Annotated in this window: 28 protein-coding genes; 20 read left to right on the top strand and 8 right to left on the bottom strand. The window is 71.0% G+C overall.

The genetic code is table 11. The annotated features are described in order from the left end of the window. Positions 1–29 precede the first annotated feature (29 nt). The 3 genes from INP57_RS27435 to INP57_RS27445 are packed head-to-tail and all read left to right on the top strand — an operon-like array spanning position 30 to position 3684. Complete coding sequence (locus INP57_RS27435; RefSeq protein ID WP_200073338.1) at positions 30–1061, top strand: thiamine ABC transporter substrate-binding protein; 1032 nt, start codon at positions 30–32, stop codon at positions 1059–1061. Beyond that, the gene (locus tag INP57_RS27440) at positions 1058–2653 is read left to right on the top strand and encodes an ABC transporter permease (RefSeq protein WP_200073265.1); all 1596 of its coding nucleotides are present in this window, start codon (positions 1058–1060) and stop codon (positions 2651–2653) included. The genes INP57_RS27435 and INP57_RS27440 overlap by 4 nt, the downstream gene beginning before the upstream one ends. Next, a complete protein-coding gene (locus INP57_RS27445) occupies positions 2653–3684 on the top strand; it encodes an ABC transporter ATP-binding protein (protein ID WP_200073266.1) in 1032 nt (343 codons plus the stop codon). Before INP57_RS27440 ends, INP57_RS27445 begins: the two co-directional genes overlap by 1 nt. Positions 3685–3709: 25 nt before the next feature. Here the strand turns inward: INP57_RS27445 and INP57_RS27450 are convergent, their stop codons facing one another. Beyond that, positions 3710–4117, bottom strand: a complete 408-nt coding sequence (locus INP57_RS27450) for a GNAT family N-acetyltransferase (RefSeq protein WP_200073267.1) — start codon at positions 4115–4117, stop codon at positions 3710–3712. A gap of 231 nt (positions 4118–4348) precedes the next feature. On the opposite strand from INP57_RS27450, the gene INP57_RS27455 reads away from it, so the two are divergent. Continuing rightward, on the top strand, positions 4349–5191 hold the full coding sequence (locus INP57_RS27455) for an NUDIX domain-containing protein (RefSeq protein ID WP_200073339.1): 843 nt from the start codon (positions 4349–4351) through the stop codon (positions 5189–5191). Positions 5192–5463: 272 nt separating this feature from the next. Here the strand turns inward: INP57_RS27455 and trpS are convergent, their stop codons facing one another. After that, positions 5464–6429, bottom strand: a complete 966-nt coding sequence (gene trpS, locus INP57_RS27460) for a tryptophan--tRNA ligase (protein ID WP_200073268.1) — start codon at positions 6427–6429, stop codon at positions 5464–5466. A 290-nt stretch (positions 6430–6719) separates the two neighbouring features. On the opposite strand from trpS, the gene INP57_RS27465 reads away from it, so the two are divergent. Then, positions 6720–7043, top strand: a complete 324-nt coding sequence (locus tag INP57_RS27465; RefSeq protein WP_200073269.1) for a YciI family protein — start codon at positions 6720–6722, stop codon at positions 7041–7043. A 44-nt stretch (positions 7044–7087) separates the two neighbouring features. Here INP57_RS27465 and INP57_RS27470 read toward each other — a convergent pair whose 3' ends face one another. After that, positions 7088–7261, bottom strand: coding sequence for a hypothetical protein (locus INP57_RS27470; protein ID WP_200073270.1), 174 nt, complete (start codon positions 7259–7261; stop codon positions 7088–7090). A gap of 355 nt (positions 7262–7616) precedes the next feature. Here INP57_RS27470 and typA point away from each other — a divergent pair, with 355 nt between their 5' ends. From typA to dapC, 6 genes are all read left to right on the top strand, one after another. After that, on the top strand, positions 7617–9542 hold the full coding sequence (gene typA / locus INP57_RS27475) for a translational GTPase TypA (protein ID WP_200073271.1): 1926 nt from the start codon (positions 7617–7619) through the stop codon (positions 9540–9542). A gap of 223 nt (positions 9543–9765) precedes the next feature. Then, positions 9766–11439 carry an ABC transporter family substrate-binding protein gene (locus INP57_RS27480; RefSeq protein WP_200073272.1) on the top strand — a complete coding sequence of 558 codons (1674 nt, stop codon included), beginning with the start codon at positions 9766–9768 and terminating at the stop codon, positions 11437–11439. A gap of 102 nt (positions 11440–11541) precedes the next feature. Continuing rightward, positions 11542–12453 carry an N-acetyl-1-D-myo-inositol-2-amino-2-deoxy-alpha-D-glucopyranoside deacetylase gene (gene mshB / locus INP57_RS27485; protein WP_200073273.1) on the top strand — a complete coding sequence of 304 codons (912 nt, stop codon included), beginning with the start codon at positions 11542–11544 and terminating at the stop codon, positions 12451–12453. After that, positions 12450–12818: a hypothetical protein gene (locus INP57_RS27490; protein WP_200073274.1), complete on the top strand. Its 369-nt coding sequence runs from the start codon at positions 12450–12452 to the stop codon at positions 12816–12818. Before mshB ends, INP57_RS27490 begins: the two co-directional genes overlap by 4 nt. 336 nt (positions 12819–13154) lie before the next feature. After that, positions 13155–13475: a ferredoxin gene (gene fdxA / locus INP57_RS27495; RefSeq protein ID WP_200073275.1), complete on the top strand. Its 321-nt coding sequence runs from the start codon at positions 13155–13157 to the stop codon at positions 13473–13475. Then, positions 13472–14596, top strand: coding sequence for a succinyldiaminopimelate transaminase (gene dapC, locus INP57_RS27500; RefSeq protein ID WP_200073276.1), 1125 nt, complete (start codon positions 13472–13474; stop codon positions 14594–14596). The genes fdxA and dapC overlap by 4 nt, the downstream gene beginning before the upstream one ends. 7 nt (positions 14597–14603) lie before the next feature. Here dapC and INP57_RS27505 read toward each other — a convergent pair whose 3' ends face one another. Then, complete coding sequence (locus INP57_RS27505) at positions 14604–15521, bottom strand: CHAD domain-containing protein (protein WP_233628403.1); 918 nt, start codon at positions 15519–15521, stop codon at positions 14604–14606. Between the two features lie 59 nt (positions 15522–15580). Continuing rightward, the gene (dapD, locus tag INP57_RS27510; protein ID WP_200073278.1) at positions 15581–16570 is read right to left on the bottom strand and encodes a 2,3,4,5-tetrahydropyridine-2,6-dicarboxylate N-succinyltransferase; all 990 of its coding nucleotides are present in this window, start codon (positions 16568–16570) and stop codon (positions 15581–15583) included. Positions 16571–16754: 184 nt separating this feature from the next. Here dapD and dapE point away from each other — a divergent pair, with 184 nt between their 5' ends. After that, positions 16755–17831, top strand: coding sequence for a succinyl-diaminopimelate desuccinylase (gene dapE / locus INP57_RS27515; protein WP_200073279.1), 1077 nt, complete (start codon positions 16755–16757; stop codon positions 17829–17831). Between the two features lie 6 nt (positions 17832–17837). Here the strand turns inward: dapE and INP57_RS27520 are convergent, their stop codons facing one another. Next, positions 17838–18788, bottom strand: a complete 951-nt coding sequence (locus tag INP57_RS27520; RefSeq protein ID WP_200073280.1) for a slipin family protein — start codon at positions 18786–18788, stop codon at positions 17838–17840. A 205-nt stretch (positions 18789–18993) separates the two neighbouring features. On the opposite strand from INP57_RS27520, the gene INP57_RS27525 reads away from it, so the two are divergent. The 3 genes from INP57_RS27525 to folP are packed head-to-tail and all read left to right on the top strand — an operon-like array spanning position 18994 to position 21263. Next, complete coding sequence (locus INP57_RS27525) at positions 18994–19770, top strand: LOG family protein (protein ID WP_200073281.1); 777 nt, start codon at positions 18994–18996, stop codon at positions 19768–19770. After that, positions 19767–20339, top strand: a complete 573-nt coding sequence (locus INP57_RS27530) for an LOG family protein (RefSeq protein ID WP_233628404.1) — start codon at positions 19767–19769, stop codon at positions 20337–20339. The genes INP57_RS27525 and INP57_RS27530 overlap by 4 nt, the downstream gene beginning before the upstream one ends. A 45-nt stretch (positions 20340–20384) precedes the next feature. Next, positions 20385–21263 (top strand): dihydropteroate synthase, encoded by an 879-nt coding sequence (folP, locus tag INP57_RS27535; protein WP_200073282.1) that lies wholly within the window; start codon positions 20385–20387, stop codon positions 21261–21263. A gap of 73 nt (positions 21264–21336) precedes the next feature. On the opposite strand, the gene INP57_RS27540 is transcribed toward folP, so the two are convergent. Beyond that, entirely contained in the window at positions 21337–21705 is a 369-nt protein-coding gene (locus INP57_RS27540) for a hypothetical protein (RefSeq protein ID WP_200073283.1), read from the bottom strand. 297 nt (positions 21706–22002) lie between these two features. Here INP57_RS27540 and INP57_RS27545 point away from each other — a divergent pair, with 297 nt between their 5' ends. Genes INP57_RS27545 through INP57_RS27560 form a run of 4 tightly spaced genes read left to right on the top strand, consistent with a single transcriptional unit; the run spans position 22003 to position 23787 of the window. Then, entirely contained in the window at positions 22003–22353 is a 351-nt protein-coding gene (locus INP57_RS27545; RefSeq protein ID WP_200073284.1) for a PadR family transcriptional regulator, read from the top strand. Between the two features lie 54 nt (positions 22354–22407). Next, positions 22408–22749: a DivIVA domain-containing protein gene (locus INP57_RS27550; RefSeq protein ID WP_200073285.1), complete on the top strand. Its 342-nt coding sequence runs from the start codon at positions 22408–22410 to the stop codon at positions 22747–22749. A gap of 5 nt (positions 22750–22754) precedes the next feature. Beyond that, entirely contained in the window at positions 22755–23207 is a 453-nt protein-coding gene (locus tag INP57_RS27555; protein ID WP_295148235.1) for an SRPBCC family protein, read from the top strand. Then, complete coding sequence (locus tag INP57_RS27560; RefSeq protein WP_200073286.1) at positions 23200–23787, top strand: DNA-3-methyladenine glycosylase I; 588 nt, start codon at positions 23200–23202, stop codon at positions 23785–23787. Before INP57_RS27555 ends, INP57_RS27560 begins: the two co-directional genes overlap by 8 nt. Positions 23788–23864: 77 nt before the next feature. Here the strand turns inward: INP57_RS27560 and INP57_RS27565 are convergent, their stop codons facing one another. Continuing rightward, positions 23865–24653, bottom strand: coding sequence for an enoyl-CoA hydratase-related protein (locus tag INP57_RS27565; protein ID WP_200073287.1), 789 nt, complete (start codon positions 24651–24653; stop codon positions 23865–23867). Positions 24654–25027: 374 nt separating this feature from the next. On the opposite strand from INP57_RS27565, the gene INP57_RS27570 reads away from it, so the two are divergent. Next, positions 25028–25195 carry a DUF3117 domain-containing protein gene (locus INP57_RS27570; RefSeq protein WP_200073288.1) on the top strand — a complete coding sequence of 56 codons (168 nt, stop codon included), beginning with the start codon at positions 25028–25030 and terminating at the stop codon, positions 25193–25195. The last annotated feature ends 69 nt before the right edge of the window (positions 25196–25264 follow it).

The raw sequence follows: 25264 nt of genomic DNA on the forward strand, positions 1-25264 counted from the left end.
CGCAGCACCGCTCGTTGCGATGGACCGCGTTGGTCCGGTGGGTCGCGGCGGTCGCCGTGATCACGTTGACCGCCGGATGTTCGCTCCTGGTCGGCCAGGAGCCCGCGCAGCGCACGGTGACCTTGGTCGCGCACGACTCGTTCGTGGTGGATCCCCGGCTGCTGGCGGAATTCGAGCAGCGTTCCGGAATCCACGTCGAAGTCCGCACCAGCGGCGACGCAGGTGAGCTCGCCAACAAGCTGGTGCTGTCCAAGGCAGCGCCGCTCGGGGACGTCGCCTACGGCGTGGACTCGACCTTCGCGTCCCGCACGCTGCGGGAAGGCGTGTTCGCGCCGTACCGGGCCGCCGATGCCGACCAGGGACCGCATCGCTACGCCCAGGACCGGCAAAACCGCCTCACCGCGGTGGATGTGGCGGACGTGTGCGTGAACATCGACACCGAGTGGTTCGCCGCGCACCGGATGCCGGAGCCCGCGACGCTGCGAGACCTCACCGAACCGCGCTACCGCGGCCTGTTAGCCGTTCCGGATCCGACGACGTCCTCGCCCGGCTTGGCCTTCCTGCTCGGGACGGTCGCTGCGTTCGGCGACCCGGGATGGCAGCAGTACTGGCGGGAACTCGCGGCGAACGACGTCAAACTCTCCTCCGGTTGGGAGGAGGCCTACAACCAGGACTTCTCCGCTGCCGCCGAACACGGGCCGCGCCCCATCGTGCTGTCCTACGCCTCGTCGCCGGCCGCGGAGGTCGGCGACGACGGCAAGCCGCGCACCAAGGCGCTGCTGGACACCTGCTACCGGCAGGTCGAGTACGCGGGCGTGCTGGCCGGGGCGAAGGACCCGCAGGGCGCTGGTCAGTTGGTTGACTTCCTGCTGTCGCGGGAGTTCCAGCGCCAAGCGCCGGAACAGATGTACGTCTACCCGGCGGTGGACGGGGTGCCGCTGCCACCGAACTGGTCAGCCAGCGCACCGCTGCCGCCGCGACCGGCCGAGCTGCCCGCGTCCGAAGTGGAGCGGAATCGGGACCGCTGGGTCCAGCAGTGGCGAACCTTGGTTCGCGGATGAGCCCGCACAACCGGCTGGCGGTCCCGGCAGCCGCGAGCGTCGTGCTCGGATTCCTCGGGCTGTTCTTCGCATGGCCGGTGGCAGCGATCATCGGAATGGGGCTGCACGGGAACGTCGGCGAGGTGCTGGCGGAGGCGTCGACCTGGCGGTTGGTGGCGTTCACGCTCGGACAGGCAGCGGCGTCCACAGCGGTGGCGCTGATCGCGGGCCTGCCGTTGGCGTACGTGCTGGCTCGTTCGTTGATCCCGGGCCGTGCGGTGCTGCGTGCGGTCGTGACGGTGCCGTTCGTATTGCCGACGATCGTGGTCGGCATGGCCTTTCGCGCGCTGTTCGACGTCGATTCCGGTGCGGTTCTGCCGATCGTGCTCGCCAACGCCTTCTTCAACGTCGCGGTCGTGGCGCGCACGGTGAGCGGGTTGTGGACCCACCTCGACCGTCGGGCCGAAGACGCGGCCCGATCGCTGGGAGCGTCGAAGCTGCGGGCGTTCACCTCGGTCACGTTGCCCGCGCTGCTGCCTGCGCTGGGGTCCGCGGCCGCCGTGGTTTTCCTCTTCTGCGCCACGAGTTTCGGTGTGGTGCTGGTGCTGGGCGGCGGGCAGTACCGGACCTTGGAGACCGAGATATACCTGCGCACGGTGCAGTTGCTGGACCTGCCGGGTGCGGCGGCGCTGTCGCTGTTGCAGCTGGCGGCGGTCGTGACGGCGTTGCTAGCGGCCTCGTTCGCGCGGCGCCGCAGGGAAACCGCGTTGCGCCTGCGGTCCGCAGCGGGCACTGCGCGCCGTCCGCAAGGCGCGCAGTGGCTCGTGGTGGGGGCGGCGGGCCTGGTGGTTTGCGGATTGCTGGCGCCGATCGCCGGCTTGCTGGTGCGCTCGGTGTCCACAAGGGATGGTTGGGGCCTGGCGGGATATCGGGCGCTGCTGGGCACCGGGCAGCAGGGGACGTTGGAGGTCACCGGCCTCGAGGCCGGGTTGAACTCGGTGCGCACGGCCGTGGACGCGACCTGGATGGCGTTGCTGCTCGGATTGCTGGCGTCGTTCGTGCTGGTCGCCGTGCGGCGGCGCGCGCTCGCCGAGTCCCTTGACGTGGTGCTGATGGTGCCGCTCGGAGTCTCCGCGGTGACCGTCGGTTTCGGATACCTGATCACGCTGCACCTGTTGCCCGGCGACCTGCGGACTTCGCCGCTGCTGGTGCCGTTCGCGCAAGCTCTCGTGGTGACGCCGCTGGTGATCCGCATGGTGTTGCCGGTGCTGCGGTCCATCGACGACCGGCTTCGGCAGGCGGCGGCGACGCTCGGGGCCGGGCCTTGGCGGGTGCACCGGGAGGTGGACGTGCCGTTGGCGGCGCGGTCCGTGCTGGGCGCGGCCGGGTTCGGATTCGTGGTCGCACTCGGCGAGTTCGGGGCGACCAGCTTTCTCACCCGGCCGGACGCGCCGACGTTGCCGGTCGCGATCGGGCGGCTGCTGGGCAGGCCGGGCGAGCTGAACACGCAGATGGCGTACGCGGCGTGCACCTTGCTCATGATCGTCACCGTGCTGGCGGTCGTACTCGTCGAACGGTTGCGGATCCGCACCGACGCGGTGGAGGAATTCTGATGGGGCTGGAACTGCGCGGTCTCACCGTGCGTTTCGGGGCGGTAGAAGCGGTGCGCGATGTTTCCCTGGCGTTGCGCGACGGGGAAGTGCTGGCATTGCTCGGTCCGTCCGGTTGTGGCAAGTCGACGTTGTTGCGGGCCGTCGCCGGGCTGGAGGAGCCGGCTGCCGGCCAGATCCGGTGGGACGGCCGGGATCTCGCCAGGGTGCCGGTGCACCGGCGCGGGTTCGGCCTGGTCTTCCAGGACGGGCAGTTGTTCCCGCACCGCGACGTCGCCGGCAACGTGGGCTTTGCGTTGCGGATGCGCGGCGTCGCGCGGGCCGAACGCGGCGCGCGAGTGGCCGAGCTGCTGGAACTCGTCGGGCTCGCCGGTTGCGAAGGCCGCCGCGTCACCGAGCTCTCCGGTGGAGAGGCGCAGCGGGTCGCGCTGGCCCGCGCGTTGGCCGCCGACCCCGAGCTGTTGTTGCTGGACGAGCCCCTGTCGGCACTGGACCGGATGTTGCGCGAACGGCTCGCCGTCGACCTCGCCGCGCTGCTCGGCAGGGAAACCTCGACGGGACTGGTCGTCACGCACGATCACGACGAGGCGTTCACGCTCGCCGACCGGGTAGCGGTCATGATCCGCGGCACGATCACCCAGGTGGACACGCCGGACCTGCTGTGGCGGCGACCGGTCAGTATCGAAGTCGCGGAGTTCCTGGGCTGTTGCAACTTTCTTTCCGCGCGCGTCCGGGACGGTGTGGCGTCGTGCGCGTTGGGGTCGGTGGCAGTGCGGGCGGACGACGGCGAAGTGCAGTTGGGGCTGCGTGCGACCGGGGTGCGTGCGCGGCGACCGGTGGACGACCGAGACCGGGACGTCGCGGTGACCGGGACCGTGCGGGAACGGGTGTACCGGCGCGATCATTTCCGGCTCGCCGTGTCGGTCCCGGAGGTCGGTCAGGTGGAGGCAGTCGCGCAAACCGCCGAGGCACCGGCTGTGGGCGAGCGGGCCGGATTGGTGCTCGATTCCGAGGGCGTGGCCGTCGTCGGGTGATGGGTGGGTGCCCGACCGGGCTCGCTCACCGCCTGGGCCGTTCCATGAAGTCGGAGTTCGGTTCGTCGAACCCGAATCGCCGGTACAGCTCGTGCGCATCCGAGGTGTGCAGCATCCACCGGAAGTTCCCGCCCGGACCGTCTTCGACCATCGTCCGCACGAGCCCAGCACCGATGCCGTGCCCGCGCGCTTCTGCCAGTACGAACACGTCCGCCAGGTATGCGCTGAGCACTCCATCGGAGAAGGCTCGGGCGAACCCGAGCAGCCGGCCGCTCGGGCGCTCGTACGCGGCGACGACGCGCCACGCGCCGTCCAGCTGGCGATCGAACTGCTCGCGGGTGCGGTTGTTGCCCCAGTACGCCTCGGTCGTGAGGAAGTTCCACACCGCGTCCCGGTCGACCCGCCGCAGGTCATCGTCGAACTCGTAGTCCATTGCGGCAGCGTAGGTCGCGATCGGCCGTCGGCGCGTCGGCTTTTACCGTGCGTCGGTGGCGACCAGCCGTACGACCTTCGCCAGCCCTTCGGCAACAGTAGCCACACCGTCCGTGCCAGGCCGGTGTCCCGCGCGACCGGAAGAACCCGTCGCCTGGCGAACGCGACGAGCGCGGCAGCCGGCTTCCGGAGCGGGGACAGCGGTGCGGCAGGATGTCGCCACGTGTCGACGATGCGGAGCAAGGGGTCGGTCGATGCCCCGCCGAGGACAGTGGCAGCGGCCTTGCGGCACACCCGCACGGCCGAGGACGGCCTGCGTGCGCTGGGCGTCCGGGGGCGGGTGAGCACGACGGCCGCCGAGCTCCTCGTTCCCGGCGATGATCTGTCGTTCCGGCTCGCGGTCGGTTGGCCGAGCCTGCGCAGCAGGGTCGTGCGGGCGGCTGCCGACGAACTGGATTCCGTGCTCATCGCTGGTCCTCTCCGGGAGATGCGGCACGACAGCGTGCTCGCCGAGATCGGGGGGTCGGGCGGCGGTCGATCCACGTCGTTGACCGACTGCCTGCGGTGGAAGAGCCCGTTGGGGGTGTTGGGACGGACGGTCGACGTGCTGGTGGGCCGCCGGGTAGCGCAAGCAGTGCTGGCGTACCGCTTCCGCGCTGTCCGCGAGCTCGCCGAGTCGTGGGCGCAGCGGCCGATCGTGGTCGGCACCGCGCTGGTGCACGACGGGCGGCTTCTGGTGCAGCAACGGCGTTACCCGGCCCGCGACGCCGGACGTTGGGAACTGCCGGGTGGCCGGGTCGAACCGGGGGAAGGCGAACGCGACGCGGTCATCCGGGAATGCGAAGAGGAACTCGGCATCGGCGTGGTCCCGACCGGCCGGGTGGGCACCGACGTTCCGCTGCACAACGGGATGTTGCTGCGCGTGCACACTGCCGAGCCCGCGGACCCGACCGCCGAACCCCGGGCCGTGGAACACCGGGAGGTGCGTTGGGCATCCGCCGCCGAGCTTGCCGCGCTGGACTGGCTGGAAGCTGACCGCGTCTTGCTGCACTCCCTGCGGGAGCTGTTGGCCTGACAGCCGCGGCGCGTGCTGCGGTACTCGGCCGCGCAAGATCGGTTCGGGCCTGCTGCTCTGTGCGTTGCGCCCGAAGTCGGCTCTGTCTGTTGTGCCTGGAAGTCGGCTCTGTCTGTTGTGCCTGGAAATCGGCGATGGCCGTCGAAAGCCTGTTCATGAGATCCAGACTGGCGCCGCCGATCAGCGCTTCGCCACCATCCGAGCCCCATTGCACTCGAACTGGTGAACGAAGCGGGCGGACCGATGCCGATGTCGGCCCGCCCGCTTTCGCGTCATCGCAGCCCGGCGACTCGCAACGCAGCATCGAGCCTGCTGCTGGCCCGTTCCGCGGCCTGCCGCGCGCCCTTCTCGCGGACCCGCTCGAGTTCGCCGGGGTCGTCGAGCAACTCTCGCGCGCGCTCGCGCACCGGCCGCAGTTCCTCGAGCACGGCCTCCGCCGCCGCATCCTTGAGCTGCGCGTACGTCGTCGCCGTCCGAGCCGCGGCGTAAGGGCTGACGCCGGTGCAGACCGCCAAGATCTCGATCAGGTTCGCCAACCCCGGCCGCTGCTCCGGCTCGTACCGCACGTCGCGCAGGTCGTCGGTCTTCGCCCGGTTGATCTTGCGCTGCACCACGTCCGGCTCGTCCAGCACGAACACGACACCGTTCTGCTGCTGCGCCGACTTGGCCATCTTGCGGCCGGGATCCGCAAGATCCCGCACGCCGGCAGCCGCCCGGGGCACCGCGGCCGCGGGCACCGTGAACACCTCCCCGTAGGAGGCGTTGAACCGGCGGGCCAGCGTCCTCGCCAGCTCGACGTGCTGGTTCTGGTCGTTGCCCACCGGTACCTCGGAAGCGCCCTGCAGCAGGATGTCCGCGGCCATCAGCACCGGGTAGGTCAGCAGCCCGAGCCGTGCGGAGTCCTGCTCGGCCGCCTTCTCCTTGAACTGGATCATCCGTGCGGCCTCGCCGTAGCCGCAGGTGCACTCCAGCACCCAGTTCAGCGCTCCCAGCTCGCCGACCAGGTCGGACTGCACGAACACCGACCCCGGATCGATCCCGGCGGCCAGCAGCACCGCGAGGTTCTCGCGGGTGAGCGCGCGCAGCCGTTCCGGCCGGTACGGCAGCGTCATGGCGTGCAGGTCGGAGACGAAGTAGAGGTCGTCCGGCTCGCTTTCGGCGGCCCACCGGCGGATCGCGCCGAGGTGGTTGCCCAAGTGGATGTGGCCGGACGGGGTGATGCCGGACAAGCGGGTCACGATCTCTCCCGATGGTCGGGGCTGCCACCCGGGTCCGCCGCACCGCGCCGGTCGCCTGGTGGCGACCGATGCGCGTGCTGACTTCAGTGCACGACGAGCCGGGGCCGCCCTTCGGCGGCCCACCAGTTGCCCACGCGTGCGCAGGCAGCGCAAACCCGAGCGTCTGCATGGCCTGCTTCTGCATGGCGCATGCATACGCGGATGCGGCCGGTACGCGACATTTCGTGCACGTGCGGCACGTTACCAGAAAGGTATCGGCAACGGCCGTCGGGAAGGACTATCGTGGAATCATGTTCGTCGTATTGCTGAACTACACCGCTCCGCAAGCCGACATCGACGGCGCTTTGGTGGATCACTACGAGTGGGTTTCACGGCATTACGAGGCCGGAGACTTCATCGCCACCGGGCACCGGACCCCCGAACCCGGTATGCCGCTGACCGGCGGTGTGCTCATCGCACGTGCGATGTCCCGCGGCAGGCTGGAGGCCATACTCGCCACGGACCCCTTCGAGCTGCGCAAACTCGCCAGGCACGAGGTGATCGAGTTCCAGTCCTACCGGACCGTGCCGGAGATGGCGAAGTTCGCCGACCAGTTCGCTCCGGCGGCCGAATAACGGATTTCGCAGGCAGCCACCGCGGTCCGCGCCGCGGCGGCGGGTCAATCTGACTTTTTCTTATCCTTTGACTGTTTCTTTGCCTTTTTCTGGGCCTTCTTGACCTCGGCTGCCTTTGCATCCTTGAGTGCTTCTCGCAATACCACGATCGGGCACTGCTTGCACGGCGGTTGCGAATGGCAGCATTTCCGCTTGACCTTGATCGTTTTCTTGCCCACGTCTGGTCTTTCCCCTGCCTGTGACCACCCGGCAGCCGGATCGGACGGCGTCAGCGTAGGTGCCGCCGGTCGGCCGGTGCGAACTTGATGTCGGCCGGGGGACTGTTGCTCTCGACACCTGCCGCCCGTTCGCGTCGGCAGGTGCCCTACGCTGGGTGTGGCCGCTAGTCGACAGCGCGCCGGGCCTTGCACCAGCGCCGAGCGCCTTCGGCCGCGTTCCGCCGAGCGGAGCCGGCCGCCCCGGCCCGAGCCCGGTGACGTGCGCGTGCGCAGCGGCGGCACAGCAGCCGCGGCAACGAGGTCGACGCGGCTGCGACTGCCCGACCCAGATCCTTGCCGAATCAGGAGAGCTCGCGTGCCCGCCACCAGCGTCGCCGAACCGAACCAGCAGGTCCGCACCGATCTGCGCAACATCGCGATCGTCGCGCACGTCGACCACGGCAAGACCACCTTGGTGGACGCCATGCTGCGCCAGTCCGGTGCGTTCACCGAGCGCGCCGAGCTGGTCGACCGGGTGATGGACTCCAACGACCTGGAACGCGAGAAGGGCATCACCATTCTCGCGAAGAACACGTCCCTGCGGCGCACGACCGAGGACGGCCCGGTCACGATCAACGTGGTCGACACCCCGGGGCACGCCGACTTCGGCGGTGAGGTCGAACGCGGGCTGTCCATGGTCGACGGCGTGGTCCTGCTCGTCGACGCGAGCGAAGGCCCGCTGCCGCAGACCCGCTTCGTGCTGCGCAAGACGCTGGCGGCGAAGCTGCCGGTGATCCTGGTGGTGAACAAGGTCGACCGCCCGGACGCGCGCTGCTCCGAGGTCGTCGAGGAAGTCCACGACCTGCTGCTGGAACTGGCCTCCGAGCTCGACGACGGCGAGGGCGCCGTCGACATGGACGCGATCCTCGACCTGCCGGTGATCTACGCGTCGGCGCGCGCAGGCCGGGCGAGCCGCACCGCGCCGGTGGATGGTGAGCTGCCCGCCGACGAGAACCTCGACTCGCTGTTCGACACGCTGATGTCGCACGTGCCCGCGCCGATCGGCGACGTCGAAGCTCCGCTGCGGGCGCTGGTGACCAACCTCGACGCCTCCTCCTTCCTGGGGCGCATCGCGCTGTGCCGCATCCACGCGGGCACCTTGCGCAAGGGCGAAACGGTCGGCTGGTGCCGCGAGGACGGCACGGTGCAGAAGGTCCGGATCACCGAACTGCTGGTCACCCAGAACCTGGACCGGGTCCCGGCGACCGAGGCGTACGCGGGCGACCTGGTGGCGATCGCAGGCATCCCGGACATCACCATCGGCGACACCCTCGCCGCTCCCGACGACCCGCAGCCGCTGCCGCGGATCACCGTGGACGACCCGGCCATCTCGATGACCTTCGGCGTGAACACGTCCCCGCTGACCGGCCGCAACGGCGGAACCAAGGTCACTGCGCGGCAGGTCAAGAGCCGGCTGGACGCGGAGCTGATCGGCAACGTCAGCATGAACGTGGTGCCGACCGAGCGCCCGGACACCTGGGAGGTGCAGGGCCGCGGCGAGCTCGCGCTGGCGGTGCTGGTGGAGAACATGCGCCGGGAGGGCTTCGAGCTCACCGTCGGCAAACCGCAGGTGGTCACCAAGACCATCGACGGCCAGCTGTGCGAGCCGTTCGAGCGGCTGACCATCGACGCTCCCGAGGAGTACATGGGCGCGCTCACCCAGCTGCTGGCCGCGCGCAAGGGCCGGATGGAGACCGTGGACGGCCACGGCACCGGCCGGATCAAGCTGGACTACGTGATCCCGGCCCGCGGGCTGATCGGTTTCCGCACCGACTTCCTCACCGAGACCCGCGGCACCGGCATCGCGAACCACGTCTTCGAGGGCTACTTCCCGTGGGTGGGCGAGTTGCGCACGCGCAACAGCGGCTCGCTGGTCGCGGACCGCTCCGGGCCGGTGACCACCTACGCGATGCTGCAGCTCGCGGACCGCGGCACGTTCTTCGTGGAGCCGGGTGCCGAGGTGTACGAGGGCATGGTCGTGGGGGAGAACCCGCGCGCCGAGGACCTCGACATCAACGTCACCAAGGAGAAGAAGCTCACGAACATGCGCTCGGCCGCGGGTGAGGAGCTGGAGCGGCTGGCCCGCCCGCGCACGCTGGGCCTGGAAGAGGCGCTGGAGTTCTGCTCCGCCGACGAGTGCGTCGAGGTCGGTCCGTCGGCGGTCCGGGTCCGCAAGGTGGTGCTGGACGCCACCACCCGCGGCCGCGAGCGTTCGCGCGCGAAGGCGCGGGACCAGGGCTGAGCCGCGGGGAATCCCGGCTGCGAGGCTGAACGGACGCCCAGCGGTCCCACCCCGGTGTCGAATGAGGTGCGGACGCGCGGAACCATGAGTCTTTCCGCGCGTCCCCCGATGGGGCGCATCGCGCCGCCCGCGAGACGGCCTGGGGAACGAGGGGAGGTTCGGCAGCGTGCACCAGGGTCGACGGCCGCGCACCGTGATCTGTCTGCTGGTTGCGATCGGGAGCATGGTGGCGGCTTGCACCAACGCACCACCGCCGCCGCTGGTCGAACCGCCCGCGCCGGGTCCGCCGCCTGCGCGGCAGCCGATGCCGACGGAGGTGGTCGTCGGGGTGGATTCGCTCGAGGGCGGCTTCAACCCGCACGCGCTGGCCGACCTGTCGCCGACCAGTTCGGCGTTGTCCAGCCTGATGCTGCCGTCGGTGTTCCGGCCGGCCGCGGACGGCAGCAGGCGGCTCGACAGCACGCTGATGGAGTCGGCCGAGGTCGTTCCGGGCGCGGACAAGTTCACGGTGCGCTACCGCATCCGCAAGGAAGCCGCCTGGTCCGACGGTGCGCCGATCGCGGCTGAGGACTTCTTGTACCTGTGGGAGCAGTTGCGCTCCCAGCCCGGGGTGTCCGACCCGGCCGGTTACCAGTTGATCGACGATGTCGCCTCGCGCGACGGCGGCAAGACCGTGGACGTGAGCTTCGAGCGCCCGTACCCGGGCTGGCAGAGCCTGTTCACGAACCTGCTGCCCGCGCATCTGCTGCGGGACGCGCCGCGCGGCTGGGCGACCGCGCTGGACAGCGGTTACCCCGCCTCCGGTGGTCCGTTCGCGATCAAGCAGGTGGACAAGCAGCGCGGTGAGATCATCCTGGAGCGCAACGACCGCTTCTGGGGCCCGCCCGCGGTTTCCGACCGGATCGTGCTGCGCGCCAGCGATCAGGCCGCTCAGGTCGCCGCGCTGCGCAGCGGGGACAGCCACTTGGCGGTGTTCGGCGCGGATGCGGCGACGATGGCCTCGCTGCGTGAAATGGGTTCGTCGGTGCAGGTCAGCACGGTTCCCCGGCCGGCGACTATGCAGGTGCTGCTGCGGCCGACGAGCGCGCAGCTGGCGGATGAGCGCGTGCGGAACGGGGTGCTCGCGGGCCTGGACCGGCAGGCGCTGATCGATGTGGGAACCGGCGGCGGTCCTGGTGACCAGTTGCCGGCGCACGCGCAGGTGCTGGCCCCGTCGGAACCGGGCTACAAGCCGACCGAGCCGCCGGGCGCGTTCGCCGACCGCCCGGATCCGGAGCGGCTGCAGCAGTCGTTGACCGATGCCGGGTACGAGCACGTCGCGGGCGCGTGGATGAAGGACGGCCGGCCGCTGAACCTGGTGATCGCCGCGCCGTTCGAGCACGAGCAGTACATCAAGATCGCCGAGGCGGCGGCCGCGCAGCTGCGTGCGCAGGACGTGCAGGCGACCGTGGTCACCCCGACCGGCGACCAGCTGTTCGGCGAGATGCTGCCGAAGAACCCGCTGTCCGCGGAGCCGGGGGCGAGCCAGGTGGACATGGCGGTTGCTCCGCGTCCGGCCGATGGTGATCCGGCGGCGATGATGGCCGCCTCCTACGGCTGCCCGGGCGTCGACTCGGACGAGCAGCCGTTCCCGTTCAACCCGACCGGGTTCTGCGATCCGTTGCTGCAGCCGACGATCGAGGCGGCGCTCAGCGGTGCGATGCCGTTCCCGGAGGCTTCGGCGAAGGTCGAGTCGGTGCTGTGGTCGCGGGCGGTGGCGTTGCCGCTGTACCAGCAGGCGCAGGTCCTGGTGTCCGGCCGGGAAGTGCGCGGGGTGCAGCAGGGCAACGGGCTGGCCGGGCCGTTCTCCACCGCCGCGCAGTGGCGGGGAACGCCCAGCGAGAACGACGGCTATTAATATCAAGTGATCTCGCCGCCTGATCGAATGAAGTTGATCGAAGGTGATTGACAATCGCCGGGCGGCGTTCGACCAGCGCGCCGGGCCGTTTAGGCTGGCGCCGTGACGCTGACGGCTCCACCCGGGTTGTTGCTGGTACACGCGCATCCGGACGACGAGACCCTCTGGACCGGCGGGACGATCGCTCGCTACGCGGCGCGCGGGGTGCAGGTCACCGTGGTGACTTGCACGCTCGGGGAAGAGGGCGAGGTCATTCCGGAGAGCTTGCGCGGGCTGGCCTCCGATCGGGCGGACCAGCTCGGCGGCTACCGCGTCGGCGAGCTGCGGGCGGCCTGCGCGGCGCTGCGGGTGGCCGACCACCGGTTCCTCGGCGGGATAGGGCGTTGGCGGGACTCCGGGATGCTGTGGGAGGAACCGGGCCGGGCCGGCGCGCTGCCCGCTGCGCATCCGCGGGCGTTCGCGGCCGGTGATCGCGATGCGCAGGCCGGCTCGCTGGCCGAGATCCTCCGCGAAGTCCGGCCCCAAGTCGTGGCCACCTACGCCGCAGACGGCGGCTACGGGCACCCCGATCACGTCCGCGCGCACGAGATCACCATGGCCGCTGCCGAGCAGGTACCGGACGTGCTGCGGGTGTTCCACGCGGTGCCATCGCGCGGCTGCCTCGAGGCCGGGTTGAAGGCGTTGGCCGATGTCGAGGCGTTGCCGTTCGAGCGCCCGTCGGTCGACGAACTTCCCAGCGTTGTGGACGAGTCGATCAGCACCGTGATCGACATCGAGGACCAGCTCGCTGCCAAGATCCGCGCGTTGCGCGCGCACCGCACGCAGGTCGAGCTGTGGCTGGACGAGTGGGACAGCGGCGCGGGCGTGGGCGCCTACGCGCTGTCGAACGGGGTCGCGCAGCCGCTTTCCAGCACCGAGCACTACGTGCTGGCCACCGGTGATCCGCAGGGCAGCGAGCGGGACCTGTTCGGCGGGCTCGGCGTCAGCGGAGCGGAACCGGTGGAGTCGCGGTGACGCTCTTCGACCGGGTGCTGTTCGGGTTCCTGCTGCTGGACACGGTGCTGTTGGCGCTGGTGGAGCTGTTCTACCTGCCGTCCTGGATCGGCGAGGTGCAGTTCCCGATCACCACGGCGGTGGCCGCGGTGACGACTCCGCTGCTGGTCGCGGCTTGCGGCCGGCTCGCACCGCGCCGGAGCGTCGCGGGCGCGCCGCTGGTGCTGTGGTTCGCCACGATCTTCGTGTTCGGGCTGTTCGGGCCGGGCGGTGACGTGATGCTGCTCGGCGATGACTGGCGGACGTTGCTGCTGGTCTTCTCGGGCACGCTGCCCTCGGCGCTGATGCTCGGCATCGTGCTCGGCAAGCAGGCCGCCGGGCGATGAAGGTGGCCAGGTGGTGAAGGCCGCTGCGCGGGTGTGTCGAACAGCACTCGCGGGCATGCCACTGCGGTGAATCCGCGCGCTCGCGACGCGTCCGCGCGGTGCGGAGCCCCTGTTTTCACCAGCGACGACGGCCTGCCGCGAGGCGTGTGACGGGCCGCCGCACCCGCCTGCGGACGCGCGATCTTGCGACGTTTACCGCCTAGTACTCCCCGTCGTATGGTCGAAAACGGTGCCCGCGCTGTGGGACCGCTTAGTCTCCCGAACCGGGCACGGGGGATACTGTCAGCAGCCGGGTGGGAACGTCTGGCCCGGATCGGAACAAGCAGGAGAGCAACCGTGACCTACGTGATCGCCGAGCCCTGCGTCGACGTGCTCGACAAGGGCTGCATCGAAGAATGCCCGGTCGACTGCATCTACGAGGGCGGACGGATGCTCTACATCCACCCCGATGAGTGCGTCGACTGCGGTGCTTGCGAACCGGTTTGCCCGGTGGAGGCCATCTACTACGAGGACGACGTGCCGGACGAGTGGGGTGCTTACACCAAGGCCAACGTCGACTTCTTCGACGAGCTCGGTTCGCCCGGCGGTGCCGCCAAGGTCGGCAAGATCAACAAGGACGTCGAGCCGGTCACCAGCCTGCCCCCGCAGGGAGAATGACCGCCGAGCCGACTCCGGCGGGCGGGCCGCCGCACCAGCGCGGCCCGGAGCTGCCGGACTTCCCATGGGATTCGCTCGCCGCGGCCACCGCGCGCGCCAAGGCGCACGCCGGTGGCCTGGTGGACCTGTCGGTGGGCACGCCGGTCGATCCGGTGCCGGAGCCGCTGCGCGCGGCGCTGGCCTCGGTTTCCGATGTCCCCGGCTACCCGGCCACGCACGGGACGCCGGAGCTGCGCCGCGCGGCCGCGGCGGCGCTGTCCCGGCGGCACGGCGTGACCGTTCCCGAGGAAGCGGTGCTGCCGACGATCGGCTCGAAGGAGCTGGTCGCCTGGTTGCCCACGCTGCTGGGCGTGCGGCCGGGCGAGATCGTGGCGATCCCGGACCTGGCCTACCCGACCTACGAGGTCGGGGCCAGGATCGCCGGTGCCGAAGTGGTCCGGCTGGCTCCGGGACAGGCGCCGCCCGAGGGCACTTCGCTGCTGTGGCTGAACTCCCCGTCGAACCCGACCGGCCGGGTGCTCGACGCCGCCGCGCTGGCGGAGTCGGTGCGCGCGGCCCGCGCGGTCGGCGCCGTGGTGGCTTCCGACGAGTGCTACCTGGCGCTGGGCTGGGAGGCCGAGCCGGTTTCGGTGCTGCACCCGTCGGTGTGCGCGGAGTTCACCGGCGTGCTCGCGGTGCACTCGCTGTCGAAGTCGTCGAACCTGGCCGGTTACCGCGCCGGGTTCATCACCGGTGACCCGGGGTTGGTCGGCCGGCTACTGGAGCTGCGCAAGCACGCAGGCATGATCATGCCGCGCCCGGTGCAGCAGGCGGTGACCGCGGCGCTCGACGACGACGAACACGTGCGTGCGCAGCGGGAGCGCTACGCGCACCGCCGCGCGGTGCTGCGCCCGGCGTTGGAGAAGGCCGGATTCGAGATCGAACTTTCCCAGGCCGGTCTGTACCTGTGGGCGAGCCGCGGCGCGGACGCTTGGGAAACGGTGGACTGGCTCGCCGAGCGCGGGATCCTGGTCGCTCCCGGTACCTTCTACGGCCCTGGTGGGCAGCGGCACGTGCGGATCGGCCTGACGGCCACGGACGAGCGCGTGCAGGCCGCGGCGGATCGCCTCGCCGCGGGCTGAGACGCGCTCACACCTTCGCGGCCGCGGCGCGCAGGTCGCGCCACGCCGCCCACCACTTTTCGCGTTGGGCGAAGCGTCGGGCGTTCTCCCGCTCCACGAGCCGTCCGGCCACGAACGTCACCGCCGGGTCGACCTGCTCGCCGAGTCCCGCGAGCAGGTCGCGCACCCGCTGCTGGGCCACGCAGGCGTCCTGGTGCGCACCGAGCACGTCCTGGAAGTCCTTCGCCGCGCTGAGCAGCTTCTTCATCTGCTTGCCCAGCACCGGCTCGGCCAGCTCGGCGGTGTAGCGCAGGCGCTTGCCGAGGATCCGCAGCTCGTGCAGCCGTTCGTCGCTCGGTTCCCGCCCGGCCGCATCGACGGCACGCCGCAGCTTGCGGTACTGCTCGGCGACCAGGGCGCGGAGTTCGCGCCGTCCGTGCGCGCCGGTTCCCGCGGTCGGCAGCGGCGCTCGCACGGCCTCGCGCAGCGCGTTGACCAGTGCTTCGTAGCGGTCGCCATCGAGCACCGCGAGCATCTCGAACCGCGCCCCGCCGTGCTCGACCTCCAGCCCGGAGATGAGCCGGGCCGCGGCGGACAGCTCGGCGGTGTCCAGTTCGGCGGCGTCCTGACGCAGCCGCTCCAGCAGCACGTCCAGATCGCGGACCGGACCCAGCGCCCGGCCGAGCGCGCCGAGTTCCGCGCGCAACGGCTCCGACCAGCTCGTGTCCAGGAACGGTCGGGCCGACCGCAGCACCGCGCGCATCCGCCGCACCGACACCCGCATCTGGTGCAGTTCTTCGGGATCTTCGCCGAGCCGGGTGCCGGGGTCGTGCGCCAGCAACCCGCGCAGCCGCGTGTGGAGCGCGGCGCGAACGTGCTCGGCGACGGGTGCGTCCCGCCCTGCCACCGCGGGTTCGGGCGGCAGGGCCGGGGAGGTGCGGTTCATACCACCAGTGTCGGCCATTCCGACGCGGTGTTCGCCGTGATTTCGGCGAGCGGGCGGGCTCAGTCGTTCGCGTGCAGCGCCGCGTTCAGCTCGACCTTGCCGCCGGAACGCGGCCGCACCTCGACCGCACCGGTGGTGGAGTTGCGCAGGAACAGCAGGCCGTCGGAGCCGGACAGCTCGGTGGCCTTGGTCAGCGTCCCGTCCGGCAGGCTGATCTTGGTGGCGGCGGTGACGTAGAGGCCGGCCTCGACGACGCAGTCGTCCCCGAGCGAGATCCCCACCCCGCCGTTGGCGCCGATCAGGCAGCGCTCGCCGACCGAGATGACCTCCTTGCCACCGCCGGAGAGGGTGCCCATCACCGAGGCGCCGCCACCGAGGTCGGAGCCGTCGCCGACGACCACGCCGGCCGAGACCCGGCCTTCGATCATCGAGGCGCCGAGGGTGCCCGCGTTGTAGTTGACGAAGCCCTCGTGCATCACGGTCGTGCCGCTGGCCAGGTGCGCGCCGAGCCGGACCCGGTCGGCATCGCCGATGCGCACCCCGGACGGGGCCACGTAGTCGATCATGCGCGGGAACTTGTCGACGCTGTGCACGGTGACCTGGCCGCGCGAGCGCAGCCGCAGCCGGGTCTGCTCGAAGCCTTCGACGGGGCAGGGGCCGTGGTTGGTCCACACCACGTTGGACAGCAACCCGAAGATGCCGTCCATGCTCTGCCCGTGCGGCCGGACCAGGCGGTGCGACAGCAGGTGCAGCCGCAGGTAGATGTCGTGCGCGTCGATCGGGGCGTCGGCGAGCCGGGAGATCTCGGTGCGAACCGCGACGACCTCGACTTGGCGGGCGTCGTCCCGGCCGGTCAGCGCAGCGCCGGCTGCTCCGAGCGCCTCGGCCGTCTCCGCCGGATCCAGCTCGGTGCTGCCTGCCTCGCCGGTCGAGCCGAGCTTGACGATGGGGAACCAGGTGTCGAGCACGGTTCCGTCGTCGGTCACGGTGGCCAGGCCGACGCCGTGCGCGCCGGTGTTCTGCGGGTCGGGGGTCTCGGTGCCGCTCATGCCGGAAACGGTAATCGGCGGCGGCCCCAGGTGCCGCCCAGGGGTGAGGTCTTCCGCGCTCATCGATACCGAGAGTGATCGAGTGATTTCCCGGCGCAGCAACGGAAAACCGATGCGCCGCACGTCCTCTATGGACTCCGCGGAGTGGTCGGTGTCACGCGTTCCCTGCCGGTAACCTGCCAGCGTGACCGACTCCCTGGATCTGAGCGCCGAACCGGTCGAGCTGACCGCCGCGCTGGTCGACATCCCCAGCGTCTCCGGCGAGGAGCGCGCCATCGCCGATGCCGTGCAGCGCGCGCTGCAAGCGCAGGCCCCGCACCTGGAAGTGGTGCGCAGCGGAGAGGCCGTGCTCGCGCGCACCGACCTCGGCAGGGCGTCGCGGATCGTGCTGGCCGGGCACCTGGACACCGTGCCGATCAACGACAACCTGCCGCTGCACCGCACCGGTTCGGGCGCGGACGAGGTGCTGCACGGCTGCGGCGCGGTGGACATGAAGGGCGGCGACGCGGTGCTGCTGCACCTGGCCGCGCAGCTGACCGCGCCGCGGTACGACCTGACCTTCGTGTTCTACGACTGCGAAGAGGTCGCCGCCGAGCGCAACGGGCTCAACCGCATCGAACGCGACCTGCCGGAGTGGCTGGCCGGGGACCTCGCCATCGTCGGCGAGCCGTCGAACGCCGGCATCGAAGCCGGTTGCCAGGGAACGCTGCGCGTGGAGGTCCGCACCAGCGGCACTCGCGCGCACGCCGCGCGCGCCTGGATGGGAGACAACGCCATCCACGCGGCGGAGCCGATCCTGCGGCGGTTGCTGGACTACACGCCGCGGGAGCCGGTCATCGACGGGCTGCAGTACCACGAGGGCCTGCAGGCCGTGCGCATCGAAGGCGGCGTCGCGGGCAACGTCGTGCCGGACTCCTGCGTGGTCGCGGTGAACCACCGCTTCGCCCCGGACAAGTCGCTGGCCGAAGCCGAAGCGCACGTCCGCGAGGTCTTCGCCGGGTTCGACGTGACCGTGGTCGACGCCTCCGGCGGGGCGCTGCCCGGGCTGAACTCCCCGGCCGCGGCCGAGCTGGTCGAAGCCGCGGGCGGGCAGCCGATCGCCAAGCTGGGCTGGACCGACGTGGCCCGCTTCGCCGCGCGCGGACTCCCCGCGGTGAACTTCGGGCCGGGGTCGCCGACGCTGGCGCACACCCAGCAGGAGCACGTCCCGGCTGCCGACGTCCGGCATTGCGCGGACGTGCTCACCCGGTTCTTGAGCTGAGCAGTGTCAGGAGTCGCCGACGCGGCCGTCGTGCACGTGCGGCAAGCCCTCCACGTCAGGTGCCGCGAGCGGTTCGGAGACCTGCGGAATGCCGTCCAACTCGGCCGGTTCTTCCACCGGGGCGCGCGGTTCCGGCGTCCGCGCCTGCTGCGGCGCCTCCGACGGCGGCTGTTCAGCGGATTTCTCGGCGGGTTTGCCGGTCGCGCCGCCCTGCACGTTCTCCACGAACCGCAGCAGCTCCACGGGGAACGGCAGGACCAGCGTCGAGTTCTTCTCCGCGGCGACCTCCACCACCGTCTCCAGCAGCCGCAGCTGCAACGCCTCGGGACTGCCGGACATGACGTTCGCGGCGTCGGAGAGCTTGCGCGAAGCCTGGTACTCGCCGTCGGCGGAGATGATCCGGGAACGCCGCTCGCGTTCCGCCTCGGCCTGCCGCGCGATGGAGCGCTTCATCGTCTCCGGCAGCGAGACGTCCTTGATCTCCACCCGGTCGATGTGCACGCCCCAGCCCAGCGCCGGGCTGTCGATCATGACTTCGAGGCCCTGGTTGAGCTTCTCCCGGTTGGCCAGCAGCTCGTCCAGGTCGCTCTTGCCGATGATCGAGCGCAGCGAGGTCTGCGCGACCTGGCCCATGGCGAACAGGTAGTCCTCGACGTTGACCACCGCACGGGTCGGGTCGGTGACGTTGAAGTAGACCACCGCGTCCACCCGCACCGTCACGTTGTCCCTGGTGATGCCTTCCTGCGCGGGCACCGGCATGGTCACGATCTGCAGGTTCACCTTCTGCAGCCGGTCGACGCCCGGCACGATCGCGGTCAGCCCCGGCTCGCGCGGCGCCGACAGCACCCGCCCGAAGCGGAACACCACTCCGCGCTCGTACTGCTTGATGATCCGGACGCTGGAGGCGGTGCACAGCGCCACGAGCAGCGCGATCCCGATGATGAGTTCGACGAGCATGGCGGGCTCCCAACCTCGATCGGCGAGGACGCGAAAGCCCCGGCTCCACCGGAGCCGTCGCACTGCTCACGGTACTCCGGGCGCAGGTTCCGTTCAGCCCGTATGCACTGGTCAACAAGGCTCTCGGGCCGCAGGGCGCGCGGCGCCACGCCGTGGTCACTGCCGTGGAACCCGGCGTTCGCCGCCGCTGCATACCCTCAATGCCATGACCATCCAGGGCTCACCCAACGGCGCGGAGCGCCCGCCGGAGAAGCGACGCGGGCCGGTGGTGCTGCGCCGCTCCCGATTGCAGGATCCCGGCACCACCGATCAGCGCCTGCTCGACTCCCGCGGCCCGACCGACTGGGTGCACACCGATCCGTGGCGGGTGCTGCGGATCCAGTCCGAGTTCGTCGAAGGTTTCGGCGCGCTGGCCGAGGTGCCGCGCGCGGTGACGGTGTTCGGCTCCGCGCGCACGCCCCGCGAGCACCCCGAGTACGAGGTGGGCGAGCAGCTGGGCAAGGCACTGGCCGAGATCGGCTGCGCGGTGATCACCGGCGGCGGCCCCGGTACCATGGAAGCGGCGAACCGGGGCGCGTCCGAAGCGGGCGGGCTGTCCATCGGGCTGGGCATCGAGCTGCCCTTCGAGCAGGGCCTCAACCCGTGGGTGGACCTGGGCGTGAACTTCCGCTACTTCTTCGCGCGCAAGACCATGTTCATCAAGTACGCCCAAGGATTCATCTGCCTGCCCGGCGGTTTCGGCACGATGGACGAGCTGTTCGAGTCGCTGACCCTGGTGCAGACCAAGAAGGTCACCAAGTTCCCCGTCGTGCTGTTCGGCAAGTCGTACTGGCAGGGCCTCTACGACTGGGTGCGGGACACCATGCACGCCTCCGGCAAGATCGGGGACAAGGACCTCGCCCTGCTGCACCTGACCGACGACGTCGACGACGCCGTGGAGATCGTGCAGGAGGCATACCGAGCGTGGGAGGAGACGCATTGAGCGAGCAGGACGCCGCCGGGGACGCCATCGGGGAGGACGTCGCGGTCTGCGTGTACTGCGCGTCCGGGCCGGTGGACCAGCGGCACTTGGACCTCGCAGCCGAGGTGGGCAGCGGGGTCGCCAAGCGGAACTGGACGCTGGTCTCCGGCGGCGGCCGGGTGTCGATGATGGGCGAGGTCGCCCGGGCGGCCCGCGCGGGCGGCGCCCGCTCGGTCGGGGTCATCCCGCGCGCACTGGTGGATCAGGAGGTCGCCGACGACGACGCGGACGAGCTGCTGGTCGTGGACACCATGCGGGAGCGCAAGGGGCTGATGGACGCGCATGCCTCGGCGTTCCTGACGCTGCCCGGCGGCATCGGCACCTGCGAGGAGCTGTTCGAGGTGTGGACCTCGCGCTACATCGGGATGCACGCGAAGCCGGTCGTGCTGCTGGACCCGGACGGCCACTACCGCGGGATGCTCGACTGGGTCCGCGGCCTGGTCGCCGACGGGTTCGCTTCGCAGCGCGCGCTGGACTCGCTCACCGTCGTCACCGACGTCGACGCGGCGCTGGACGCCTGCGCCGGTTGACCGCGGCCGCTCCGGCCGTCCGCCGAGCGTGCCAGTATCGGTGACATGAAGGCACTTCCCGCGCTGCGCTTCGGGGACAAGGACGTGACCGGGGATCGGCCGCTGGTCATGGCCATCGTCAACCGCACCCGCGACTCGTTCTTCGACGGTGGCAGCACCTTCGACGCGCAGTCCGCGCTGGACGCCGTGGACACCGCGGTCGCCGACGGCGCCGACATCGTCGACATCGGCGGCGTCCGGGCCGGTGCGCAGGGCGAACCGGTGGACGCCGCGGAGGAGTCGCGCCGGGTGGTGCCGTTCGTGGCCGCGGTCCGCGAGCGCCACCCGGACCTGGTGATCAGCGTCGACACCTGGCGCGGCGAGGTCGCCCGCCAGGTGTGCGAGGCGGGCGCGGACCTGCTCAACGACACCTGGGCCGGTGCGGATCCGCAGCTGGTGCGGGTCGCCGCGGAGTTCGGCGTCGGCATGGTGTGCTCGCACACCGGCGGCCTGCCGCCGCGCACCGATCCCTACCGGGTGCGCTACACCGACGTCGTCGCCGAGGTGGTCGGCGAACTCGTCGAGCGCGCCGAGCACGCGGTGGCGGCGGGCGTGCCGCCCGCCGGAGTGCTGGTCGACCCGACACACGACTTCGGCAAGAACACCTGGCACGGGCTGGAGCTGGTGCGCCGGGTGGACGAGCTGACCGCCACCGGCTGGCCGGTGCTGATGGCGATGTCGAACAAGGACTTCGTCGGCGAGACGCTCGGTGCCGAGGTGTCCGAGCGGCTGGAGGGCACCTTGGCGGCCACCGCGGTCGCCGCGTGGGGCGGCGCGCGGGTGTTCCGCGCGCACCAGGTCGCCGAGACGAGGCGGGTGCTGGAGATGGTGGCTTCGATCGCCGGGACGCGGCCACCCGCCGAGGTGCTGCGGGCGCTGGCGTGACCAGCGGTCGGGCGCCCGCGTGGCCGTAGGGTAGCGGTCCGCCGGAGGCGCTCGGCCGCGAGTGCGACCGGCCTCAGAAAGCGTCTTCGACGAGCTTGCCGGTGTGCGCGATGGGCAGCTCCGGGTCCAGTTCGCGCAGCAGCGGCGCCAGCCGCAGCCAGCGCGATCGCATCTGCGGTGCGCTCGGGTGCCTGCGCGCGACCTCCCTGGCGAGCTCGTCGATGCGCCACCACGCCTCGTCGAGTTCCAGGCCGGTTTCCGGCATCCGATGCACGGCTTCGACCAGCTCCGCTATCCGGGCGCGCAGTTCGGCGAGGTCCGGGCGGGCACCGTTGCGGTCCGCGTCCGATTCCGCGGCGTCCGGCCGGGGACGCGGTGCGGGCAGGACGACCTCGCGGCCGTCGGCCGGACCGGGGGCGTTTCGTTCGCTGTCGTCGCGCACACCGAGCTCCTTGCCTCCTCGCGGGCACGCTGTCCGCTGGGCGTGCCTGGTGATCCGAAGTGTGGGGCGCTTTCCCCGGTGATCGAGCAGGGTCGTGAATCGATCCACTCGTTCGGCGCAGTGATCACCCACGAACGGGCTGCCGGTGCGGTCCACCGGCCACGATGGGCGATCGATACCCGCGCACCTACCCCTGATTAGTGAGCCAATTCACCTTGAATCGAATCGGGAAAGGACCAACAGCCCCTTGTGCCCGGCCGATGACAGTGATTGCGAATCACCGTAGAGTGACTACTCGTGAAGGCTGATGCGCTCCGCGGCCACCTGGATGCCTTGCTGCTGGCCACGCTCGACGGCAGGCAGTTGCACGGCTACGCGATCATCGAGGCGTTGCAGCACCGCAGCGGCGGTGCGCTGGACCTGCCCACGGGAACCGTCTACCCGGCGTTGCGCAGGCTGGAACGCACCGGATACGTGCACAGCGTTTGGAGCACGGTCGGCGGCAGGCAGCGCCGCACCTACCGGCTCACCCACTCCGGGACGGAGGCGTTGCACGACGAGCGGCGCGCCTGGCGCGAGTTCACCTCCGCCATCGAAGGCGTGCTGGAGAACAGGTCCGTCCCGGTGCAGCCGACCGCGCAGGCATGAGCGGCGTGCGAGCTGGCTGCTCGGCCGTCGGGCGTCCGTGCCACGATCGGTGCCGTGGCTAGTGCGCTGATCTACCTCCTCGTCGTGCTCGTGGTCGCCGCGGTGATCTACCTGCTGGCGACCCTGGTCTTCGGCCGCGGTGAGCAGTTGGAGGCGTTGCCCCCCGGCTCCACGCCGACCCGGCTGCCCGCCACCGACGTGGAAGGTGCCGATGTGCGGGCGCTGCGGTTCCAGCAGGTCGCCCGCGGGTACAAGGCAGCCGAGGTGGATTGGGCGATGGACCGCCTGGCGGGCGAGATCGACGACCTGCGCGGCCGGATCGCGGTCCTGCAGCGGCAGCTCGACGTGGCCGGCGAGGAGCTGCGCGATGCCCGGTCGGCGGATCGGGAGGAGTGAGTCCGGTGGGCAGAGCGCAGCTGCGGCTGGAAGTGCCGGTCCCGGCGCCGCCGGAGGCGGTGTGGGCGGCCGCGACGGACTGGCCGCGCCAAGGCGAATGGATGCTGGGGACCTCGGTGCACGTCGTCCGCGGTGACGGCGGTCCCGGTTCGCAGCTGGCCGCGTTCACCGGCTTCTACGGGCTCGGTTTCCTGGACACGATGGAGATCGTCGAGATGCGCGAGCCGTTGTGCTGCCGCGTCCGGCACACCGGGCGGCTGATCTCCGGCGAGGGCGGTTTCCGGGTGATCTCCCGCGGTGACGACGACCGCTCGACGTTCGTGTGGTGGGAGGACTTGTCGCTGCCGGCCGGGACCGGACCGGCGTGGCCGGTGGTCCGGCCCGCGTTCGCATGGGGGCTGCGCAAGTCGCTGGACCGGTTCGCGGTGTTCTGCGTGGAGCATCGGCGCGATGGCTGAGCCGGACGCGGTCGTGATCGGTTCGGACGGCCGGGCGCGCTGCCCGTGGGGAGCGAACCAGCCGGACTACGCCGAGTACCACGACTCCGAATGGGGCGTCCCGCTGCGCGGCGAGGCGGCGCTGTTCGAGCGGATCACGCTGGAAGCCTTCCAGTCCGGGCTGGCCTGGCTGACGATCCTGCGCAAGCGCGAGGCGTTCCGCCGCGCGTTCGCCGAGTTCGACCCGCGGCGGGTCGCCGAGTTCGGTCCGGACGACCGGCAGCGGTTGCTGGCCGACGCGGGCATCGTGCGCAACCGGGCCAAGATCGACGCGGCGATCCGGAACGCGGGCGCGGTGCTGGAGCTGGACCGCCCGCTGGACGAGCTGCTGTGGTCGTTCGCGCCGCAGGATTCCCGGGCGCGGCCGAAGAAGTCGGACGACGTCCCGGCGATCACGCCGGAGTCGAAGGCGATGGCCAAGGAGCTCAAGCGCCGCGGTTTCGTGTTCGTCGGCCCCACGACCTGCTACGCGCTGATGCAGGCGACCGGGATGGTCGACGACCACCTCGCCGGCTGCTGGCGCGCGACCGCCCCGGAGTGAGCTGTTCGTCGTGAGTGAACGGACCGCCCGCCCAATCTAGCCAGGCGAGCAGGCCGTTCACTCGGCGCCGGGTGGGATCAGTGGCCGGTGAAGTCGGGGTTGCGCTTGGCCACGAACGCCGAGACGGCCTCGCGGTGATCGGCGGTCCGGCCGGCTTCGATCTGGGCGCCCGCCTCGACGTCGAGGGCTTCGTCGAGTCCTTCCGCGGCCGCGGCGCGCATCGTCTCCTTGATCCGGGCGTACGCGCTGGTCGGTCCGGTAGCCATCCGCGCGGCGAGCTCGCCTGCCGCTTCGGTGGCCTGCCCGGCGTCGACGACCCGGTTGACCATGCCGATCCGCAACGCCTCGTCGGCGCCCACCGGTTCGGCCAGCAGCAGCAGCTCCATCGCCCGCCCGTAGCCGATCAGCCGCGGCAGCGTCCACGACGCCCCGGTGTCGGTGGACAGCCCCACGTTGGCGAAGGCCATCAGGAACTTCGCGTCGGCCGATGCGATCCGCAGGTCGCAGGCGAACGCCAGCGAAGCCCCCGCGCCCGCCGCGCTGCCGCCGACCGCCGCGATGATCGGTTTCGGCATCGTCGCCACCGCCCGGATCAGCGGGTTGTAGTGCTCCTCGACCGTCCGCAGTGGACTCGGGTCGTCGGCTTCCAGCAGCGCGATGTGCTCCTTGAGGTCCTGCCCTGCGCAGAACGACCGGCCGGAGCCCGCGAGCACCACCGCGCGGATCGAGTCGTCCGCGGCGGCTTCCCGCAACGCGGCGGTCAGCGCGACCTTGAGCTCCACGTTGAGCGCGTTGAACGACTCCGGCCGGTTCATCGTCAGCGACCGCACGCCGTCGTTGTCCTGGGTCAGCAGTACATCGGACACTTCTCGCCCTTTCGTCGCGATGAGCTGTGCCGCGCCGGATCGGCGGCAGCCTCCTCCACAGTGGACTCATGCACTGGTGGTGCCGGTCCGGCGACGGCGCGTGGCGCGAGCGGTCCCGAAGGGACGATCCGCCGAATTCGCCGCCATGGCCGCACGACGCTAGCCGAAGGCGCATCGCGCGGTAAGCCGGGGAGTGCTGAACATGCCTGCACGGAGGCTGAGTCTGCCACCCGGCGCAGGCATTCGACCAGCGCAACAGCGACACGAGTTGATCGGCTCGGTTTCGCGGCTGGTTCCGGATGGGGGAGAATGGACCAGGACCCGGCTGATTGTGGCGATCAGCGGGTGGGAAGAGTTCACGGAGGGAGCACGCTATGGCGGCCATGAAGCCCCGGACCGGTGACGGTCCCCTCGAAGTGACGAAGGAGGGACGCGGGATCGTGATGCGCGTCCCCCTTGAGGGCGGTGGGCGGCTCGTCGTCGAGATGTCGCTGGAGGAGGCCAAGAACCTGGGCGACGCCCTGGAATCGGCCACCGGCTGAGGCCGCCGCGAAACCTCCGGCGTGCCCCCGATCGTCGTGGTCCGGCCCCGGCATTCCAGCGATGCCGGG

This window comes from Saccharopolyspora galaxeae, assembly GCF_016526145.1.
Taxonomy (GTDB): Bacteria; Actinomycetota; Actinomycetes; order Mycobacteriales; family Pseudonocardiaceae; genus Saccharopolyspora_C; species Saccharopolyspora_C galaxeae.

What these genes read in the sequence shown, in the direction of transcription:
- INP57_RS27440 (WP_200073265.1), top strand. Translation starts at nt 1,058, where the DNA reads ATGAGCCCGCACAACCGGCTGGCGGTCCCGGCAGCCGCGAGCGTCGTG.
- INP57_RS27445 (WP_200073266.1), top strand. Translation starts at nt 2,653, where the DNA reads ATGGGGCTGGAACTGCGCGGTCTCACCGTGCGTTTCGGGGCGGTAGAA.
- INP57_RS27450 (WP_200073267.1), bottom strand. Translation starts at nt 4,117, where the DNA reads ATGGACTACGAGTTCGACGATGACCTGCGGCGGGTCGACCGGGACGCG.
- INP57_RS27455 (WP_200073339.1), top strand. Translation starts at nt 4,349, where the DNA reads ATGCGGAGCAAGGGGTCGGTCGATGCCCCGCCGAGGACAGTGGCAGCG.
- INP57_RS27465 (WP_200073269.1), top strand. Translation starts at nt 6,720, where the DNA reads ATGTTCGTCGTATTGCTGAACTACACCGCTCCGCAAGCCGACATCGAC.
- INP57_RS27480 (WP_200073272.1), top strand. Translation starts at nt 9,766, where the DNA reads ATGGTGGCGGCTTGCACCAACGCACCACCGCCGCCGCTGGTCGAACCG.
- dapC (WP_200073276.1), top strand. Translation starts at nt 13,472, where the DNA reads ATGACCGCCGAGCCGACTCCGGCGGGCGGGCCGCCGCACCAGCGCGGC.
- INP57_RS27505 (WP_233628403.1), bottom strand. Translation starts at nt 15,521, where the DNA reads ATGAACCGCACCTCCCCGGCCCTGCCGCCCGAACCCGCGGTGGCAGGG.
- dapD (WP_200073278.1), bottom strand. Translation starts at nt 16,570, where the DNA reads ATGAGCGGCACCGAGACCCCCGACCCGCAGAACACCGGCGCGCACGGC.
- INP57_RS27520 (WP_200073280.1), bottom strand. Translation starts at nt 18,788, where the DNA reads ATGCTCGTCGAACTCATCATCGGGATCGCGCTGCTCGTGGCGCTGTGC.
- INP57_RS27525 (WP_200073281.1), top strand. Translation starts at nt 18,994, where the DNA reads ATGACCATCCAGGGCTCACCCAACGGCGCGGAGCGCCCGCCGGAGAAG.
- folP (WP_200073282.1), top strand. Translation starts at nt 20,385, where the DNA reads ATGAAGGCACTTCCCGCGCTGCGCTTCGGGGACAAGGACGTGACCGGG.
- INP57_RS27560 (WP_200073286.1), top strand. Translation starts at nt 23,200, where the DNA reads ATGGCTGAGCCGGACGCGGTCGTGATCGGTTCGGACGGCCGGGCGCGC.
- INP57_RS27570 (WP_200073288.1), top strand. Translation starts at nt 25,028, where the DNA reads ATGGCGGCCATGAAGCCCCGGACCGGTGACGGTCCCCTCGAAGTGACG.